General features: G+C 46.8%; 16 protein-coding genes and 1 tRNA gene. 10 read left to right on the top strand and 7 right to left on the bottom strand.

The window, feature by feature from the left end:
* Positions 1-167: 167 nt before the first annotated feature.
* The 6 genes from ACFOEE_RS13415 (at position 168) to ACFOEE_RS13390 (ending at position 5,420) form a co-directional block, all read left to right on the top strand.
* Positions 168-1,061: a sugar phosphate nucleotidyltransferase gene (locus ACFOEE_RS13415; RefSeq protein WP_377125080.1), complete on the top strand. Its 894-nt coding sequence runs from the start codon at positions 168-170 to the stop codon at positions 1,059-1,061.
* Positions 1,062-1,104: 43 nt separating this feature from the next.
* Positions 1,105-2,175 carry a phosphotransferase enzyme family protein gene (locus ACFOEE_RS13410; RefSeq protein WP_377125328.1) on the top strand — a complete coding sequence of 357 codons (1,071 nt, stop codon included), beginning with the start codon at positions 1,105-1,107 and terminating at the stop codon, positions 2,173-2,175.
* Between the two features lie 103 nt (positions 2,176-2,278).
* Positions 2,279-3,649: a Gfo/Idh/MocA family protein gene (locus tag ACFOEE_RS13405; RefSeq protein WP_377125078.1), complete on the top strand. Its 1,371-nt coding sequence runs from the start codon at positions 2,279-2,281 to the stop codon at positions 3,647-3,649.
* 98 nt (positions 3,650-3,747) lie between these two features.
* Positions 3,748-4,002, top strand: coding sequence for a YkoF family thiamine/hydroxymethylpyrimidine-binding protein (locus ACFOEE_RS13400; RefSeq protein ID WP_377125325.1), 255 nt, complete (start codon positions 3,748-3,750; stop codon positions 4,000-4,002).
* Between the two features lie 4 nt (positions 4,003-4,006).
* The gene (pnuC, locus tag ACFOEE_RS13395) at positions 4,007-4,630 is read left to right on the top strand and encodes a nicotinamide riboside transporter PnuC (RefSeq protein WP_377125076.1); all 624 of its coding nucleotides are present in this window, start codon (positions 4,007-4,009) and stop codon (positions 4,628-4,630) included.
* Positions 4,620-5,420 (top strand): phosphotransferase, encoded by an 801-nt coding sequence (locus tag ACFOEE_RS13390; protein WP_377125074.1) that lies wholly within the window; start codon positions 4,620-4,622, stop codon positions 5,418-5,420. Before pnuC ends, ACFOEE_RS13390 begins: the two co-directional genes overlap by 11 nt.
* 204 nt (positions 5,421-5,624) lie before the next feature.
* Here the strand turns inward: ACFOEE_RS13390 and ACFOEE_RS13385 are convergent, their stop codons facing one another.
* Positions 5,625-5,807 carry a helix-turn-helix domain-containing protein gene (locus ACFOEE_RS13385; RefSeq protein ID WP_377125072.1) on the bottom strand — a complete coding sequence of 61 codons (183 nt, stop codon included), beginning with the start codon at positions 5,805-5,807 and terminating at the stop codon, positions 5,625-5,627.
* A 204-nt stretch (positions 5,808-6,011) separates the two neighbouring features.
* Between ACFOEE_RS13385 and ACFOEE_RS13380 the strand changes: the two genes are divergently transcribed.
* A tRNA-Arg gene (locus ACFOEE_RS13380) sits at positions 6,012-6,086 on the top strand.
* A gap of 38 nt (positions 6,087-6,124) precedes the next feature.
* Here ACFOEE_RS13380 and ACFOEE_RS13375 read toward each other — a convergent pair.
* Positions 6,125-7,102 carry a zinc transporter ZntB gene (locus ACFOEE_RS13375; RefSeq protein WP_377125070.1) on the bottom strand — a complete coding sequence of 326 codons (978 nt, stop codon included), beginning with the start codon at positions 7,100-7,102 and terminating at the stop codon, positions 6,125-6,127.
* 254 nt (positions 7,103-7,356) lie between these two features.
* Between ACFOEE_RS13375 and ACFOEE_RS13370 the strand changes: the two genes are divergently transcribed.
* The 3 genes from ACFOEE_RS13370 to ACFOEE_RS13360 are packed head-to-tail and all read left to right on the top strand — an operon-like array spanning position 7,357 to position 9,752.
* Entirely contained in the window at positions 7,357-7,785 is a 429-nt protein-coding gene (locus tag ACFOEE_RS13370; RefSeq protein ID WP_377125068.1) for an ATP-dependent zinc protease family protein, read from the top strand.
* Between the two features lie 13 nt (positions 7,786-7,798).
* Positions 7,799-8,704: a 30S ribosomal protein S6--L-glutamate ligase gene (gene rimK / locus ACFOEE_RS13365; RefSeq protein WP_377125066.1), complete on the top strand. Its 906-nt coding sequence runs from the start codon at positions 7,799-7,801 to the stop codon at positions 8,702-8,704.
* On the top strand, positions 8,691-9,752 hold the full coding sequence (locus ACFOEE_RS13360) for a succinylglutamate desuccinylase/aspartoacylase family protein (RefSeq protein ID WP_377125064.1): 1,062 nt from the start codon (positions 8,691-8,693) through the stop codon (positions 9,750-9,752). The genes rimK and ACFOEE_RS13360 overlap by 14 nt, the downstream gene beginning before the upstream one ends.
* Here ACFOEE_RS13360 and ACFOEE_RS13355 read toward each other — a convergent pair whose 3' ends face one another.
* The 5 genes from ACFOEE_RS13355 to bamE form a co-directional block, all read right to left on the bottom strand.
* Positions 9,753-10,319, bottom strand: coding sequence for a mechanosensitive ion channel domain-containing protein (locus tag ACFOEE_RS13355; RefSeq protein ID WP_377125062.1), 567 nt, complete (start codon positions 10,317-10,319; stop codon positions 9,753-9,755).
* A 92-nt stretch (positions 10,320-10,411) separates the two neighbouring features.
* On the bottom strand, positions 10,412-12,055 hold the full coding sequence (locus ACFOEE_RS13350) for a ShlB/FhaC/HecB family hemolysin secretion/activation protein (protein WP_377125322.1): 1,644 nt from the start codon (positions 12,053-12,055) through the stop codon (positions 10,412-10,414).
* 142 nt (positions 12,056-12,197) lie between these two features.
* Positions 12,198-12,479 (bottom strand): DUF3630 family protein, encoded by a 282-nt coding sequence (locus tag ACFOEE_RS13345; RefSeq protein WP_377125060.1) that lies wholly within the window; start codon positions 12,477-12,479, stop codon positions 12,198-12,200.
* 27 nt (positions 12,480-12,506) lie between these two features.
* Positions 12,507-14,327 carry a DNA helicase RecQ gene (gene recQ / locus ACFOEE_RS13340; RefSeq protein WP_377125058.1) on the bottom strand — a complete coding sequence of 607 codons (1,821 nt, stop codon included), beginning with the start codon at positions 14,325-14,327 and terminating at the stop codon, positions 12,507-12,509.
* Positions 14,328-14,500: 173 nt separating this feature from the next.
* The gene (gene bamE / locus ACFOEE_RS13335) at positions 14,501-14,866 is read right to left on the bottom strand and encodes an outer membrane protein assembly factor BamE domain-containing protein (protein ID WP_377125056.1); all 366 of its coding nucleotides are present in this window, start codon (positions 14,864-14,866) and stop codon (positions 14,501-14,503) included.
* Positions 14,867-14,953: the final 87 nt, after the last annotated feature.

Genomic DNA, 14,953 nt, shown 5'->3' with positions numbered 1-14,953 from the left:
TTGTGCTCAGAAGTTATTGTACTTAGATACTAGAACTATTATCACCACAGGGCAACTCTTGTACAATTGCGTATATCGGCTTTATGTCTAGCACTCAGGTACTGCCATTGGCAATTATGGCAAAGCGCGGTAGACTTTCACCCTTCATGGTTTAATTCAGGTCTGATATGCAAAAGGAAGTAGGCGCCGCAACAGAGGTGTCGTTGTTTATACTTGCTGGTGGTTTAGGTAGCCGTTTTGGCGGTGGTAAACAGATAGCCAACTTACCAGGCTTTGACTGTACTATTATGGAACTCAGTATTCTTGATGCTTATGCCGCAGGAGTGACTCGCGTAGTACTTATCATTAATGCCGCCGTACGCAAAGTGGTTGAACAGCAGATACTAGCGCGTTTACCACCGAGGTTGCAGGTTGAGCTAGTCGAGCAGCATATCAGCGATTTACCTGAGCCATACCAGCATCTTGCGCTTTCGCGAGAGAAACCTTGGGGCACTGGACATGCGCTGTGGTGTGCGCGGCATCAAATCACAGGCCCAAGCATAGTCATTACCGCGGACGATCATTACGGCGACCATGCCTATCAGCAGTTAGTCGAACATTTTAAATCCGCACCTGATTGCGGTACTATGGTGGCTTATCCGTTGCAACACACTTTGTCAGCACAAGGTGGGGTAAATCGGGGTATTTGCCAATTGCAGCACGGCAAACTCCAGTCGGTGGTAGAGCATACCAACATTACTTTGAGTGATGAGCTTTTACACGGCGTCGCGCCCGATGGTACTAAAGTGGAGCTAGCGGAAAACGCATTAGCCTCAATGACCATTTGGGGGATAACGCCAGCATTTGTGCCCGTACTCAATGCGGATTTTTTAGAGTTCCTAAATACCTATGACAACGGTGTCAGAAAAGAGTATTATTTGCCGGATGGGATCCAGCAAGCCATTGACCAGCATCAGCTTGAAATACAAGTGTATACGGCCACCCAACCTTGGCTTGGCATCACCTACCGAGAAGAATTAAACCACGTTGCGGAACAAATACATGAATTACGTCACGGATGAGCACTCTCCTATCGCAGTTTTTGATCCTAAGAGTACATTGGATATGAATACATCGGCGTTGGCTACGCAGTTATCTGAACAGTTCGGCTTAAGTACTGAAGGGTTAAAACTCAATCCTATCGGCAATGGCCATATCAATACTACTATGCTACTGCGCAATAAAGCGCAGGCGTTGGTTGTGCAAAAACTCAATACTGACGTTTTTCCAGAACCAGAACAGTTGGTGAATAATGCCCGTTTAATTGAGCAGCACTTAACGCACAAAGCCGCAAGTGATCAATATCAACTTGAGATCATTAAACATGTTCCGACCCAAAGTGGCGACTACTTAATTGATATTCAGGGTGAAAAGTGGCGTGCTTTGGAATTTATTCGCGGTAGTTACTCAGAAGAAGTGGTGCAAAATGCGGCGCAAGCCGAAATCGCCGCCAATGCTTTTGGTCAATTTGCCGCGGCACTGCAAGATTTTGATGCGGAGCAGTTGTATCCAGTTATTCCAAATTTCCACAACCTATCGATGCGTATTGCAACGTTTAAGCACAAAATCGCTGCGGATGTTGTAGGGCGAGTGGCCGCTTGCCAAAATGAAATCGCCTTTTGTTTTGATCAATTTAGTCTGGCGGATGAACTCGACAATTTAACGAATGTCCCGCTGCGTCCTTGCCATAACGATACTAAAATCAACAATATGTTGTTTTGTAAAAACACTGAAAGTGCCAAAGCAGTAATTGATTTAGACACTTGTATGCCGGGTTATTGGTTGTGTGATTTTGGTGATATGGTCCGTACCTGTTGCTCGCCAGAAGCAGAAGACTCAACCGCACTTGAGCAAGTTAAAGTGCGCCACGATATTTTCCACGCTTTGGTGAAAGGTTATGCCAAGCCGCTTACGCCTTTTATTACCGAGCAAGAATTACTGAGCTTTTGGCTTGGGGCGAAAGTATTGCCATTTATGATTGGCTTGCGCTTTTTAACCGATTATTTAGATGGTGATAATTACTTTGCTATCAAACACCCCGAGCATAACTTGCAACGGGCGCGCAACCAGTTTGCTTTATATCGCGACATTGTGCGTCATGAACAGACCTTAAAAGGTATGTTGGAACAACTTTAACTAAAAGCGCTTCGGCGCTTTTTTTGTTTTCTCCATCGCATTGTTTTGCTTTTGAGGACACCATTCGATAGCGTCAGCAAAAATAGAAAAACCAGGGAAAACTATGAAACAGTTTAATCGTCGCGACTTTTTAAAAGCGGCTGGTGTCGCTGCGGCCGCCGGGGTGGTCGCTGGCTGTAATACTACGGCAAGCACACCTTTGCAGCCGAGCCGCCAAGGCCAATCTGTGATTGGCTTAATTGCCCCTAAAATGGAAATCGTTAGAGTTGGCTTTATTGGTGTGGGCCAGCGTGGTAGTGGGCATGTTAAACGTATGAGTCATATCGAAGGTACGCAAATTGTTGCACTGTGTGATACTCATGACGAAATGCTCGATAAGTCAGCCGCTTACTTAGCTGAACGAGGCTTACCCGCACCCGCTTTGTACCGCGGCAGCGAGTACGCTTACAAGGACATGCTAGCGCGTGACGATATCGATATCGTGATTATCTCAACCCCATGGGCATGGCATGCGCCGATGGCGATTGACACTATGCAAAGCGGTAAGCACGCTTTTGTTGAGGTGCCGCTGGCGCTGACAATGGAAGAAATGTGGCAAATCGTTGATACCGCAGAGCGCACCCAGAAAAACTGTATGATGATGGAAAACGTCAATTACGGTCGTGATGAACTTATGGTACTCAATATGGTGCGTCAGGGCCTATTTGGCGAGCTATTGCACGGTGAAGCAGCCTACATTCACGAATTGCGTTGGCAAATGAAGGAAATTGAGCATAGTACCGGCTCCTGGCGCACGGCTTGGCATGCGCGTCGTGATGGCAATTTATATCCGACTCACGGCTTAGGGCCGGTGTCGCAGTATATGAATATTAACCGCGGTGACCGTTTTGATTATCTTACTTCAATGAGCTCGCCAGCGCTTGGTCGCGCTGCCTATGCCAAACGAGAGTTTCCAGCCGATCATCAGCGTAATCAACTCAAATATATCTCAGGTGATATGAACACCACGCTGATAAAAACCGTGAAAGGGCGTTCTATTATGGTGCAGCACGATACCACCACCCCGCGCCCTTATTCACGTCATAACTTGATCCAAGGTATTAACGGTGTATTTGCTGGCTTCCCTAATCGTATCGCGTTAGAACAAGGCGGCAGCGGTAATTATCACGATTGGGATTACGATATGACCAGCTGGTATCTGCGCTATGACCATCCACTATGGGTGAAAATGGGCAAAGAAGCCGAGCGTAACGGTGGCCACGGAGGCATGGACTTTTTAATGTTCTGGCGCATGATTTATTGTCTACGCAATGGCGAAGCGTTAGATCAGGACGTCTATGATGGAGCGGCATGGTCGGTGATCTCGCCTTTATCGGCGCAATCGGTAGCTAATCGCAGTGAGTCGGTCAATATCCCTGACTTCACTCGCGGTGCTTGGCAAACCGCGACACCACTGGGTATTGTCGGTGCATAAAAAGCATTTGGCGGCGCAATCGCGCCGTCAAAGCGAGGTATTTGCCAGCAATATCAGTTACAATAAGGTTAGATTTAAAAGTATAGGCTAACGACGTGATGAAGCTCTCAGTCGAGATCAGTAAATACCCACTACACAGTGATTACATTCCGTTTATCAAAGACTTTATTGACCGCCTTAACCAGCATCAAGGCTTAACTGTGGTAACCAACACGATGTCGACTCAAGTGTTTGGTGACTATGATTTAGTGATGCAAGTGGTGAGTGCAGAAATTAAACGTTCACACCAAACTTTTGGCAAAGCCGTATTTGTTTGTAAGTTTATTGGTGGTGATCTCTCGCCAGCGAGTTAATAGCATGAACGAATTTACCAATCAGACACTGGCAGGTTTTACTGCGATGTCGCAGTGGGAATATCTCGCTGTGGCATTGTCGGTTGCTTATTTGTTGCTTGCCATTCGTGAAAACTCTTGGTGTTGGCCTGCCGCGTTTCTCAGTACTTTTATATATACCTTATTGTATTGGAATGGGGCCTTGCTAATGGAGTCATTGCTGCATGTCTACTACATGGTGATGGCGGTGGTTGGTTGGTACTGGTGGCAAAATCCCCGTCAGTCTAAGTCTTTATCCATAGTCTCTTGGTCCCTACAGCGCCATGTGTTGATTATTAGTCTCACTGGAATTGCAACCTTAGTGTCTGGGTACATCATGGATAATTATACTCATGCTGAAATGGCTTACCTTGACAGTTTTACTACCTGTTTTGCGATAGTAACAACTTACTTAGTTGCCAAAAAAGTGTTGGAAAACTGGCTCTACTGGGTGGTGATAGATGCTGCGTCTATGTATTTATATTATGTCAAAGGCTACTACCCAACGTTGGCGATGTTTGTGTTTTATACCTTTATGGCGGTATGGGGTTTTAAAACCTGGTATGAAGAGTACGAGCAACGTAGTGGTAGACGTTTAGTTGAACTCTGAGCTTGCTGCAGCGGCGCAAAAGCTTTTGTGTTCTGCTGCCCCACAATATCATCCAGATATGAACTTGACGCTAGAAAAACTAGCGCGCGGGCTCAGCAACGACAACTATTTGTTAAGTACCTCATCGCAGTTATTTCTCCTCAAACGATATCGCGAGGCATTTCCGGCCAAGGCCCTACAAGCACAACAGCAATTGGCGGGTTTGGCACTGACAACCGCGCCGCTGGTGTGGTGTGAGGAGGATAAACTTGCGCTGTTTGAATACTGGCGGGGTGAGATCTATCAAGGCCGAGATTGGCAAGTGTTAATCATGATGCTGCGCACTTTACATCAACACCAGGCTGATAACCGTGCTGGCGTGGTGATGGATCTCAGTGCGTTATTGGCTAGTTTGACACATGTTGAACAGTTAATCGCGTCGGCAAAGCGCGGTCAGTTAGCCGAGCGTTTACGTACCTACCCAAGTACTTTAGGTTTTTGCCATAACGACTTAGTAATAGAAAATATCCTCTTTGATGGTGAGGATTTTCGCCTGATTGATTTTGAGTTTGCCGGTTATAACGACATTTATTTTGATTTTGCGGCATTAACTGTGAGTTTAGCGCTACAGCGAGTAGAAGCAGAGGCTATGCTCAGCCACTATTTTGCAACAGCAGCTTACCAGCAACTTAATATGGAAAAGCTCACAGACTATCGGCAAGCGTATTTATTACTTTGTGTAGATTGGTACAGCAAGCGTGGGCACAAGGGGATAGCGGCCGACTTAACGGCTCAGCTATACACTTGGTAAATTCACCTGCGCGTCGGATAACTCATACCTCTCTAGCAGCCAATTTTAACGCTAACCGCGTTGAATTCACTGCCAATAGCCAGCTATTGGTGCGTAAATTCGCCTTGTTATCCTTAAAACTTGCTGGCTAGATGAGGGGGTAAAGTAAATTATTACTTTAAAAACAATTGATTAATCTATTTCTTAGCCAAACCTTAGGTTAAGTTAGATACCGCCTAAACGCTCAGCAAGTTCTTTGTACTTCTCAACGTCAGTCTTCTCAAACGTTGGTTCACCACTACTGTCTTGTCCTTTGGCAACTAACAAATTTTCCCGCGCCAAACGTCTTACGCGCTCCACTTTTACACCCAAAAACTCTGCGACTTGTTCAGTTGTCATTTGTGACATTTTGTATACCTCATTGATGACAGGGCTGTAACTTGGCAACCCATACCTATTTATTATTTTTAAAGGATAGTTAAATAACGTGTTTTTTACAGTCTGTATAGTAATTTTTGTGTTTTGCTTAAATATTGCCCATACGATTGCACAAAACTAGCATTTTTCAGCAGTTATCTTTATTATGGCGGGGTTCTTAGGAACAGCAGTGTTGCTCTCGTGGTGAAATGGATATCACGTGGCCCTCCGGAGGCTAAGTTACAGGTTCGATCCCTGTCGAGAGCGCCATTAGCGCCCCCGTCATAAAATGCTTACCATGGCTCTTGTTACAGCCATTTTTTCGCTCTGAAGTAAATACCTATCGCAAATGTGAGTACGAACAGCATTAGCACGAACAAGCCAAATGCAAATGGGCTCTCAGTGCCAGGAATTCCGCCGATATTGACACCGAGTAAACCGGTTAAAAAGCCCAGTGGTAAGAACAGTGCTGCGACCACCGACATCACGTACATGCGTTGGTTTAGTTGCTCAGACATTTGACTGGCGATACTTTGGTGGATCACAGTAGCGTGCTCAATGCTGGTTTCTAGCTCTTCAATGTAGCGCGTCAAATCATTTGAGACTTCGACCAGTTTAGGTTTGTCGGACTCTTGTAGCCAAGTTAGTTTGGCTAAACCCAGCTGGTTCACAGCATCGCGCTGCGGTCGGATATGGCGTTTGAGAGCGATAGCTTGACGACGAATAAGCGCCAGCGCTGCTGTGTCATAAGGGGGCGGGCAGGTCTCAACGATATTTTCGATAACGTCGAGTTGGTCATCCAAGCTGTAAATAATGTCTTGCATACGCAGCGTTAAGCAGTGGGCAATTTCGCATACGAGTTCTGATACACTGCGCGGGCCTTGATTTTGTTTGAGCAGTGCAAATACATCCTGCACAGATTTGATAGAACGTCGCCGACAACTAATCATCAAACGTTCGCTGGCAAATAAACGTAGGGCGACCATGTCTTCTGGGTCTTGCTCGGGGTTAAGATTAACACCACGCAGGAACAAAAAATCGCCTTGCTGAGCTTTAGTGAGTCGTGGTCTCGTTTCATCGGCTAACAGGGCTTCAAGTTCCCAATCAGTAAAAAGTTGCAATGATGCCAGCCAATGAATAGAGCTTTGGTCACTGAAATCGAGATGCACCCACAAAGGTTGTTGTGGTGTGGCATTGGCAATCGCTGCTGTTAAATCTTCCACCGCGATATAGCCACCTTGACCATCTAGGTGAATGGCGTGAACTAAACCTGAAAAGGTACCCATAGTCTTGCTCCCAAAAGTAAATATGATCCCTATATGGTACTTGCAACGTCATATTCAGGCGCTAAGCTCAAACAGTAAGGTATCACTGTGTAGACGTATGCAAAACAGGCGATCAGGTACGGGTTATTTTTCTTATCATCTTTGAAGTAAATACGACAAAGGTCAATCGAAATCATTAATAAGGTAGATAAAAATAACTTGCTGGCATATTGTAACTGATAGCGTATAAAGCACTTTTTTAAAAAGTTTAGACAATGGCAAAACAAATCCAAGTAGGGTGGCGCGAATGGGTGGCTTTGCCGGACTTAGGGATCGCGCGAATAAAAGCAAAAGTGGATACTGGGGCACGGACATCTTGTTTGCATGCGTACCAGTTAAAAACCTTTGAACGAGACGGCGAGCCTTGGGTTGAATTTTGGTTACACCCAGTGCAAAACAACAGCGACATCACCCATAGGTGTGAAGCGAAAATTATCGATAAACGCAATGTTACCGATTCCGGTGGCCATAAGGAAAGCCGTTTTGTGATAGCCAGCCAATTGCATATTGCTGGTAAATCATGGCCTATCGAGATCACGCTAACGAACCGTGATTCAATGAAATTTAGGATGCTGCTTGGCCGTACTGCCATGGCAGGGCGCATTTCCGTAGACCCTGCGGCATCTTTTCTAACTGGACAATAGGACAACAAACATTATGAAAATAGGTGTGCTCTCACGCGATCAGAGCCTATATTCAACTCAGCGCTTAATTGAAGCCGCGCAGCAACGTGGTCATGAAGTCGAAGTGATCGACGCGTTACGTTGTTATATGAACATTAATTCCGATAAGCCAGAGATCCATTACAAAGGGCAGGAGTTAACGCATTTTGATGCGATTATTCCGCGCATTGGCGCTTCTGTGACGTTTTACGGCTGTGCGGTGCTACGTCAGTTTGAAATGATGGGTGTCTATGCACTCAATGGCTCGGTCGCAATCAGTCGCTCGCGCGATAAATTGCGCTCGCTACAATTGTTGTCTCGCAAAGGTGTCGGTATGCCAATTACCGGCTTTGCCTCAAAACCTGACGATGTAAAAGATTTACTGGATATGGTTGGCGGTGCGCCAGTGGTGATCAAACTGCTCGAAGGGACGCAAGGTATCGGTGTGGTGCTGGCGGAAACCCGTAAAGCGGCAGAGAGCGTGATTGAGGCCTTTATGGGTCTTAAAGCCAATATCATGGTGCAAGAATACATCAAAGAAGCGGGCGGTGCCGATATTCGCTGCTTTATAATTGGTGACAAGGTTATTGCTTCCATGAAACGTCAAGCGCAAGAGGGCGAGTTCCGCTCTAATTTACACCGTGGTGGTTCAGCAAGTCTTATCCGCATTACCCCAGAAGAGCGTAAAACGGCTATCAAAGCCGCCAAGGCTATGGGTTTAAGTGTTGCTGGGGTGGATTTACTACGCTCAGAGCGCGGCCCACTAGTGATGGAAGTCAATTCTTCGCCGGGTTTAGAGGGCATTGAAAAGGCCACAGGTAAGGACATTGCTTCTTTGATCATAGAGTTTATTGAGAAAACCACAGCGCAACACAAAGGAGCAGTGCGTGCCGAAGGGTAAGATAAATCAACCTTTCAACTTACTAGATGCTTGTATCGGGGTTGGCGAGCGGCGCACGCTTGACCTCGAAGTGGCAAAATTGTACACCCATACGCCGCTGACTATCCCGATTGAAGTCGTCAATGGCGTGCTCAAAGGGCCAGTACTCTTGGTGTGTGCAGCTATCCATGGCGACGAGCTCAATGGCGTTGAAGTAGTGCGCCAGTTACTAGCCAAAATTGACCCGCGCTCTTTACAAGGCACCTTAATCGCAGTGCCGGTAGTGAACGTGTTTGGTTTTATCCACAAATCTCGCTATTTGCCGGATAGGCGTGACCTCAATCGCTGTTTTCCAGGTTCTGTGCGCGGCTCGTTAGGGGCGCGGATGGCCGATATGTTTTTCCGCCAAGTGGCTGCCAAGTGTACTCATATCATTGATTTACACACAGGCGCTATCCACCGCTCAAACTTGCCGCAAGTGCGGGCTGATCTTTCTCACCCCGAAGCCGCTGAAATGGCTAAAGCATTTGGCACGCCAGTGGTGATTGATGCCTCGCTACGCAATGGCTCCTTGCGCAGTGAAGCCTCTAGCATGGGTATCCCTGTGGTGACCTATGAAGCAGGTGAAGCGCTGCGCTTTGACCCGCTAGCCATTGCGGCTGGGTTAATGGGGGTAGAAAACGTAATGCGAAAACTGAAAATGATTAAAGGTCGGCGTAAAAAAACCATAGCTGAGCCTGTTATCGCTGCGGCAACCAGCTGGGTGCGGGCGGATACCGATGGTATCGTGCGTGCTCAGGTTAGTCTGGGTGAACGGGTGGCTAAGGGGCAAACCTTAGCGTTTATCGACAATCCTTTAGGTAGCAATGAGTTACAAGTTATAGCACCGCGTAGCGGGATAGTGATTGGGCAACAAACTTTGCCACTGGTGAATGAAGGGGATGCGGTATTCCATTTAGCTTATTTTGCTCACGCCAACAGCTTGGTCGAGCAACAGTTGGAAAGCTTTATTGATGAGTTCAGCGATTTTGATGAGCTCAAAACCGCTGAGGTGTTATCTAATTCTTGATTACTTTTTAGGGCCTAAAGTTCGTTTAGCCGCAATGACTTTAGGCTTTTTCGGCTCACTATTAAGTACCATCACAGGTCGAGTGACAAACAAATTGTTTGGATAAACCACTCGATGACCATCGATATTTTGCAGCACCACATTCATCAAGCCCATTTCTAAAATGCGCCCTTCAACAAAGTTAGCACCGTCAATCACACGCACCCAATTGCCTACTTTGGTATCGTTTTGCACAAACATGATAAGAAACGAAGTCAGATTAGACAGGAGTGACCAACCTGCAAACAAGCCGACACCCACCACGGCAAACAGCGAGGAGCCAACTACAAACAATTCACGTAGTTCAAAGCCCCAAAATACCAACAGTAAACACAACAGCAAAATAGCGACGATAATTTTCAACAATAACTCAGCACGATACTGGCGATGTTGGTCAATTTTGCCGCGTGTGATTTTGCTCAGTAAACGTACCGCAGCCGATTGCAAAAAGGGGAAACTAAGTAGCGCAAAGGCTGTCACAATCAGATGGATCTGACTTTTTGCTAAGGCAAGAAGTTCCGTGCCCACAATAACTCCAAAGAAGATAAAAAAGCCCGTTAAGGATAAGCAATTTTAGCCATAAATGCGACTCAATGTACCTCTGTGCGACGATTCGCGGGTTAAAAACGTTCTTTGACGGTAAACAGCCACTGCACTGAATCAACATCATCAGCTTTATCTAAAGGCACAGCCACATCAAAGTGCAACATCAAATTGGCGTTAGCACGGCTAGGGGCTAAGCGTAAACCCACACCGAGATTTTTTAGCACACGGTGGTCTTGGTTAAAGAGTGGTCGGCCGCTCACGCGGCCAATATCGAAAAACGCCGCGCCGCCCACTTTGAACAATTGCCAAAGGTCATATTCCCAGTAATAGCGCTTTTCTAAATTGACTAAAAATAGACTATCGCCTTGCTGATATTTGGTAGGGTAGCCACGTAGGCCAGTTTCCCCGCCAAGGGTCAGCTGTTTATCGGCTGTAAGCTCGCTGGCAGTTTGTAAACTCAGGCTGGCATACCAAGTGTCACGGTAACTGGTATTCAGGTAATATTGCACTGTGGCACTCGATATCAGATTTTGCCAAGCACTTTGTTCAGTCAAATATTGCCCTTGGCTGTTCAGAGCAAAGCGCAACAGACTGCGCTCATCAAGATACATGGCGCGACTGGCGCTGATAGCAAAGGTCGCTTTGCTGTCGTCGTCTTGCCAATGGTTATCGCTATAGCCTAGTTTGGCATCTAAGCTCCAACCCAGATTTAAATCCTCAGTACGAAAAATGGAGTCAAAGTTACGCACTTTAGTGAAATTGTCTTCAAACCATTGCCATTGCACATAAGGGTAAAGCAAGCTGCGCTCGGTGGCGATTGGCAAGGTGGTCGTGGGCAGTGCATAGAAACTTTCTTCTTCATGCTGCAAACCAAACAAGGTGCGGCGCGTCCAGTTGTGGCTCAGTTTATCTGCGTAGCCGAAGAAAATCTGTTGTACGGTACTTTTTTGCTCAAACTCGTTGATGATTTCGCCACGCTCATATTGGGATTCTGTACGCCGGTTACTGTAACTTAGCGCTCCGTAAGAATAGGGAGTGTCGGTGGCAAAAAATGGGTAAGCGATTGAGGCATAATGTAATTCGCCATCGTCGTTATCGGCATATTGTAACCGCCCAGTGTAGCGGCTAGAGAGGATATTGGGGTCTTCATAAATAAAGGTATAACCACTGCGGTCAACGTCTTTGGTATAGGTGAGGGATAAACGTTTACCATAGCCAAACAAGTTGCTTTCGCGAAAGCCAATGCGTGACGCGTTGTCTCCACCACTGCGGCGAAAGCCGAGATCCGGTAACAAAGTCCAGAGATCGCGTGTAACGACAGTAACATGGATATCCCCGTTGCAAGCCACATTGGCATAAAGCCGAGCGTCATACAAATAGGCTTGCTGGCGCAGTAAACGCTCGGATTCGCGTAATAGCTTGGGCTCATAGACATCACCTTCTTGAAATAACAAGATACTGCGGATCACTTCCGGTTTAGTTTGAATATGAGCACGATTAGCAAACCGAAACAACGCATTGTCTTCCTCCGGTAAATCCGTATTAAAGACATTGAGCTGTTGTAAGTTAATCACATGTATGGTTGCGCCATTGGCCTCTGGCAGAGCCGTTTCATCATTCAATTGGCGGCTTAAAGGCACCCTATCTTGTTCTAAGTGATGTTGATTACCGCAACTTGCGGTACTTGGTAGCGTTTGCGCAGAGAGCTGAAATATCATCGATGCGATTAGCGCGCAAAGCAAATACCGACTGACTTGGCAAATGCGTAATGAGGCTGATGGAATGTCGATGATATGCGCCATAATGACTCCAAAGTTGCTTGCTTTAACTTTTAGTCTAACGCCGAAAAGACAACTTTGCTTAAAAAATGTTTTGTAAATCTGGGAGCTTAGCTGCAGCCTGCTGTCCTTCTGGGCTTATCCATAGACTCTCGGAATAATGTTCAAAGTTGAGGTTAAAGCCTTCCTCAGCAAAATGAAAACGGGCTTGGTGGCGATCTGCGCCGAGGTTAATTTCGACTATTTGGATCTCAGGATGGTGAAGAAAAATGCGCGCCCAAAGTGCAAATTCGTCACTATGAGGGAAAATCTCAGGGCTGAGTAGTAAGATTTGGTGTTGGGCGTCAAGCTGGCATATCGGCATAAATGGGATCTCAATTGCGTTAGATGGTTAGTCGCGTGCCAAATGATTTTCGATCAGTTGCATAAATGGGCCGCCATATTTCATCAGTTTGGTAAACCCAACACCGGAGATCTGCAAAAATTCGCTGTCTGTGGTCGGGGTTTTCTGCGCCATTTCTGCCAATGTTTTATCATTAAATACCACGTATGGCGGCACATCATCGGCATCGGCCAGCTCTTTACGTAAGCTTTTAAGTTTAGCGAAGAGTTTACGGTCGTAATTAAACTTGGCCAGTTTATCTTCATAAACGTGTACGGCCTGCAAGCGTGGCTCTGCCAGTTGCAGCGCATATTCACTACGTAGTACCGAACGTGCGGCTTCGGTTAAACGTAGCGCCGCACCTTGGGTGATATCTTGCTCAAGTAAACCAAGGTGCACCAATTGGCGCAGCACACTCAACCAAAACTCACTGCTATGCTCTTTGCCTATGCCATAAGTACTAAGCTGGTGGTGTAAATTATCGCGAATACGGCTGGTGTTGGCGCCACGGAGGATCTCAACAATATATCCAAAACCAAACCTTTGCTCCGCGCGATAAACACAAGAGAGCGCTTGCTGGGCAACCAAAGTGCCGTCAAAACGTTTGGGAGGATTTAGGCAGATATCGCAGTTGCCACAAGGGTGGCGCTGATATTCGCTAAAATAGTTCAGGAGAATTTGGCGCCGACAAGTTTGTGCTTCAGCGAAGCTCGCCATCGCGGCAAAGCGTTGCTCTTCCACGCGGCGGCGTTGCTCATCTTCAATATCTTCAAAAAAGCGTCGCACGCGGCCAATGTCTGCCGGGTCGTAGTACAAAATCGCTTCAGCAGCCAAGCCATCACGGCCAGCACGGCCGGTTTCTTGGTAATAGCCTTCAATACTTTTTGGGATATCGTAATGCAGCACAAAGCGTACGTTGGGTTTGTTGATCCCCATGCCGAAGGCCACGGTTGCCACCACAATATGAATATCATCGCGGGCAAAACCGGTTTGCACCATGTGCCGCGCTTCGTTAGTCAGCCCCGCATGATAGGCTGCGACGTTAAAGCCGGCTTCAGCGAGTTTTTCGGCCACTTCGTCAACGCGTTTGCGGCTGGTGCAATAAATAATCCCACTCTGCCCTTGTTGCGAGCGCAAGTAACGCATCAGCTGCGCCATAGGTTTGAATTTTTCTTCTATGGTGTAGCGGATATTCGGACGGTCAAAACTGCCAGTATGAATAAACGGCTGCACCAGCCCGAGCTGCTGCACGATATCACGACGAGTTGCAGTATCAGCTGTGGCGGTGAGTGCCATCATAGGGACACGAGGAAACTCGTGCTTGAGCCGCTGTAACTGGCAATAATGTGGCCGAAAGTCATGACCCCAGTGTGATACGCAGTGGGCTTCGTCAATAGCAAATAACGCGATGGGTAAGTGCTGTAAGCGCTCTAAAAACTCGTATTGGAGGATTTTTTCTGGTGCCACATAGAGCAGTTTGATTTCGCCCTGATGGAGGCGTTGGTAAATAATCTGCTGTTCGTCCCGCTGCACACTGTTATTAATGAATTCGGCCGCAATACCGAGCGCTTGCAGCTGTGCAACTTGATCTTGCATCAGAGAGATAAGCGGCGACACCACCACAGTCAGCCCCGACATCACCAAAGCAGGAACTTGATAGCAAAGCGATTTCCCCCCACCCGTGGGTAGTAAAACTAAGCTATCTTGACCGCTCAGCGCCGCTTCAATAACCGCCAATTGACCATCACGAAATTCATGGTAGCCAAATGTTTGTTTTAGTACGGAATGAGGCGTAACGGGCGTTGGATTGATGGATGCAACTTCACTCATGGCGGGCATTCTAGCGTTTTTTGGGCAAGCTTGTCTTGCACTTTTGCAGAGTTTTGCGGCCAGCAAAGTGTGAATGTGGTGCTAAGCCTAATGGCGTGACTTTAAAAATTGTAGGCGCCATATCACCTAATGGGTTAATGGCGCAGAAGCTTCAAAAAATCGATAGCTGGGGGTTAGAAATGTGAAGAGCCGCTGTTGACTTCGCGCATGGATAAGCCATTCATGACGCCTTTAGCATCAAACTTAATAGTGACAAACTTTTGCTCGCCTTTTGAGCCACCCGCATAAACGCCAGCAACAGGTACGTAGCTCAAGCCGCTACTTTTGTTTTCGTAATATTCATAAGTCCAAACAACATCGCCATTAGCCATGTCGTCCATACCCGTTGGGTCGCCAATTGCAGTGCGAACATCTTCCTGAGTGGTTTGGCCTTTTTTAAAGCTTTTAACAACTTCCATGTCAAAATCTTTGCCCGATTGTGTGCTGCTACATGCGGCTAAAACTAACGCAAACAACGCGATGATAAACTTGTTTTTCATACATTTTCCTTAAAAGTATTGAGATCCTTACACCTAGAAGCTGAGCTTGGAGCCTAGCCATATCGAGTTATTTGGCGATTGGCTCAG

This window comes from Pseudoalteromonas fenneropenaei, assembly GCF_042643375.1.
GTDB classification, from domain to species: domain Bacteria; phylum Pseudomonadota; class Gammaproteobacteria; order Enterobacterales; family Alteromonadaceae; genus Pseudoalteromonas; species Pseudoalteromonas fenneropenaei.
Note: the sequence above shows the minus strand (reverse complement) of the source record. Positions and strands in the feature narration are given on the sequence as shown.

Excerpts from the sequence above, each read along its gene's own strand:
- ACFOEE_RS13415 (WP_377125080.1), top strand. The coding sequence starts at position 168 with ATGCAAAAGGAAGTAGGCGCCGCAACAGAGGTGTCGTTGTTTATACTT.
- ACFOEE_RS13410 (WP_377125328.1), top strand. The coding sequence starts at position 1,105 with ATGAATACATCGGCGTTGGCTACGCAGTTATCTGAACAGTTCGGCTTA.
- ACFOEE_RS13405 (WP_377125078.1), top strand. The coding sequence starts at position 2,279 with ATGAAACAGTTTAATCGTCGCGACTTTTTAAAAGCGGCTGGTGTCGCT.
- ACFOEE_RS13400 (WP_377125325.1), top strand. The coding sequence starts at position 3,748 with ATGAAGCTCTCAGTCGAGATCAGTAAATACCCACTACACAGTGATTAC.
- pnuC (WP_377125076.1), top strand. The coding sequence starts at position 4,007 with ATGAACGAATTTACCAATCAGACACTGGCAGGTTTTACTGCGATGTCG.
- ACFOEE_RS13385 (WP_377125072.1), bottom strand. The coding sequence starts at position 5,807 with ATGTCACAAATGACAACTGAACAAGTCGCAGAGTTTTTGGGTGTAAAA.
- ACFOEE_RS13375 (WP_377125070.1), bottom strand. The coding sequence starts at position 7,102 with ATGGGTACCTTTTCAGGTTTAGTTCACGCCATTCACCTAGATGGTCAA.
- ACFOEE_RS13370 (WP_377125068.1), top strand. The coding sequence starts at position 7,357 with ATGGCAAAACAAATCCAAGTAGGGTGGCGCGAATGGGTGGCTTTGCCG.
- rimK (WP_377125066.1), top strand. The coding sequence starts at position 7,799 with ATGAAAATAGGTGTGCTCTCACGCGATCAGAGCCTATATTCAACTCAG.
- ACFOEE_RS13350 (WP_377125322.1), bottom strand. The coding sequence starts at position 12,055 with ATGATATTTCAGCTCTCTGCGCAAACGCTACCAAGTACCGCAAGTTGC.
- ACFOEE_RS13345 (WP_377125060.1), bottom strand. The coding sequence starts at position 12,479 with ATGCCGATATGCCAGCTTGACGCCCAACACCAAATCTTACTACTCAGC.
- recQ (WP_377125058.1), bottom strand. The coding sequence starts at position 14,327 with ATGAGTGAAGTTGCATCCATCAATCCAACGCCCGTTACGCCTCATTCC.
- bamE (WP_377125056.1), bottom strand. The coding sequence starts at position 14,866 with ATGAAAAACAAGTTTATCATCGCGTTGTTTGCGTTAGTTTTAGCCGCA.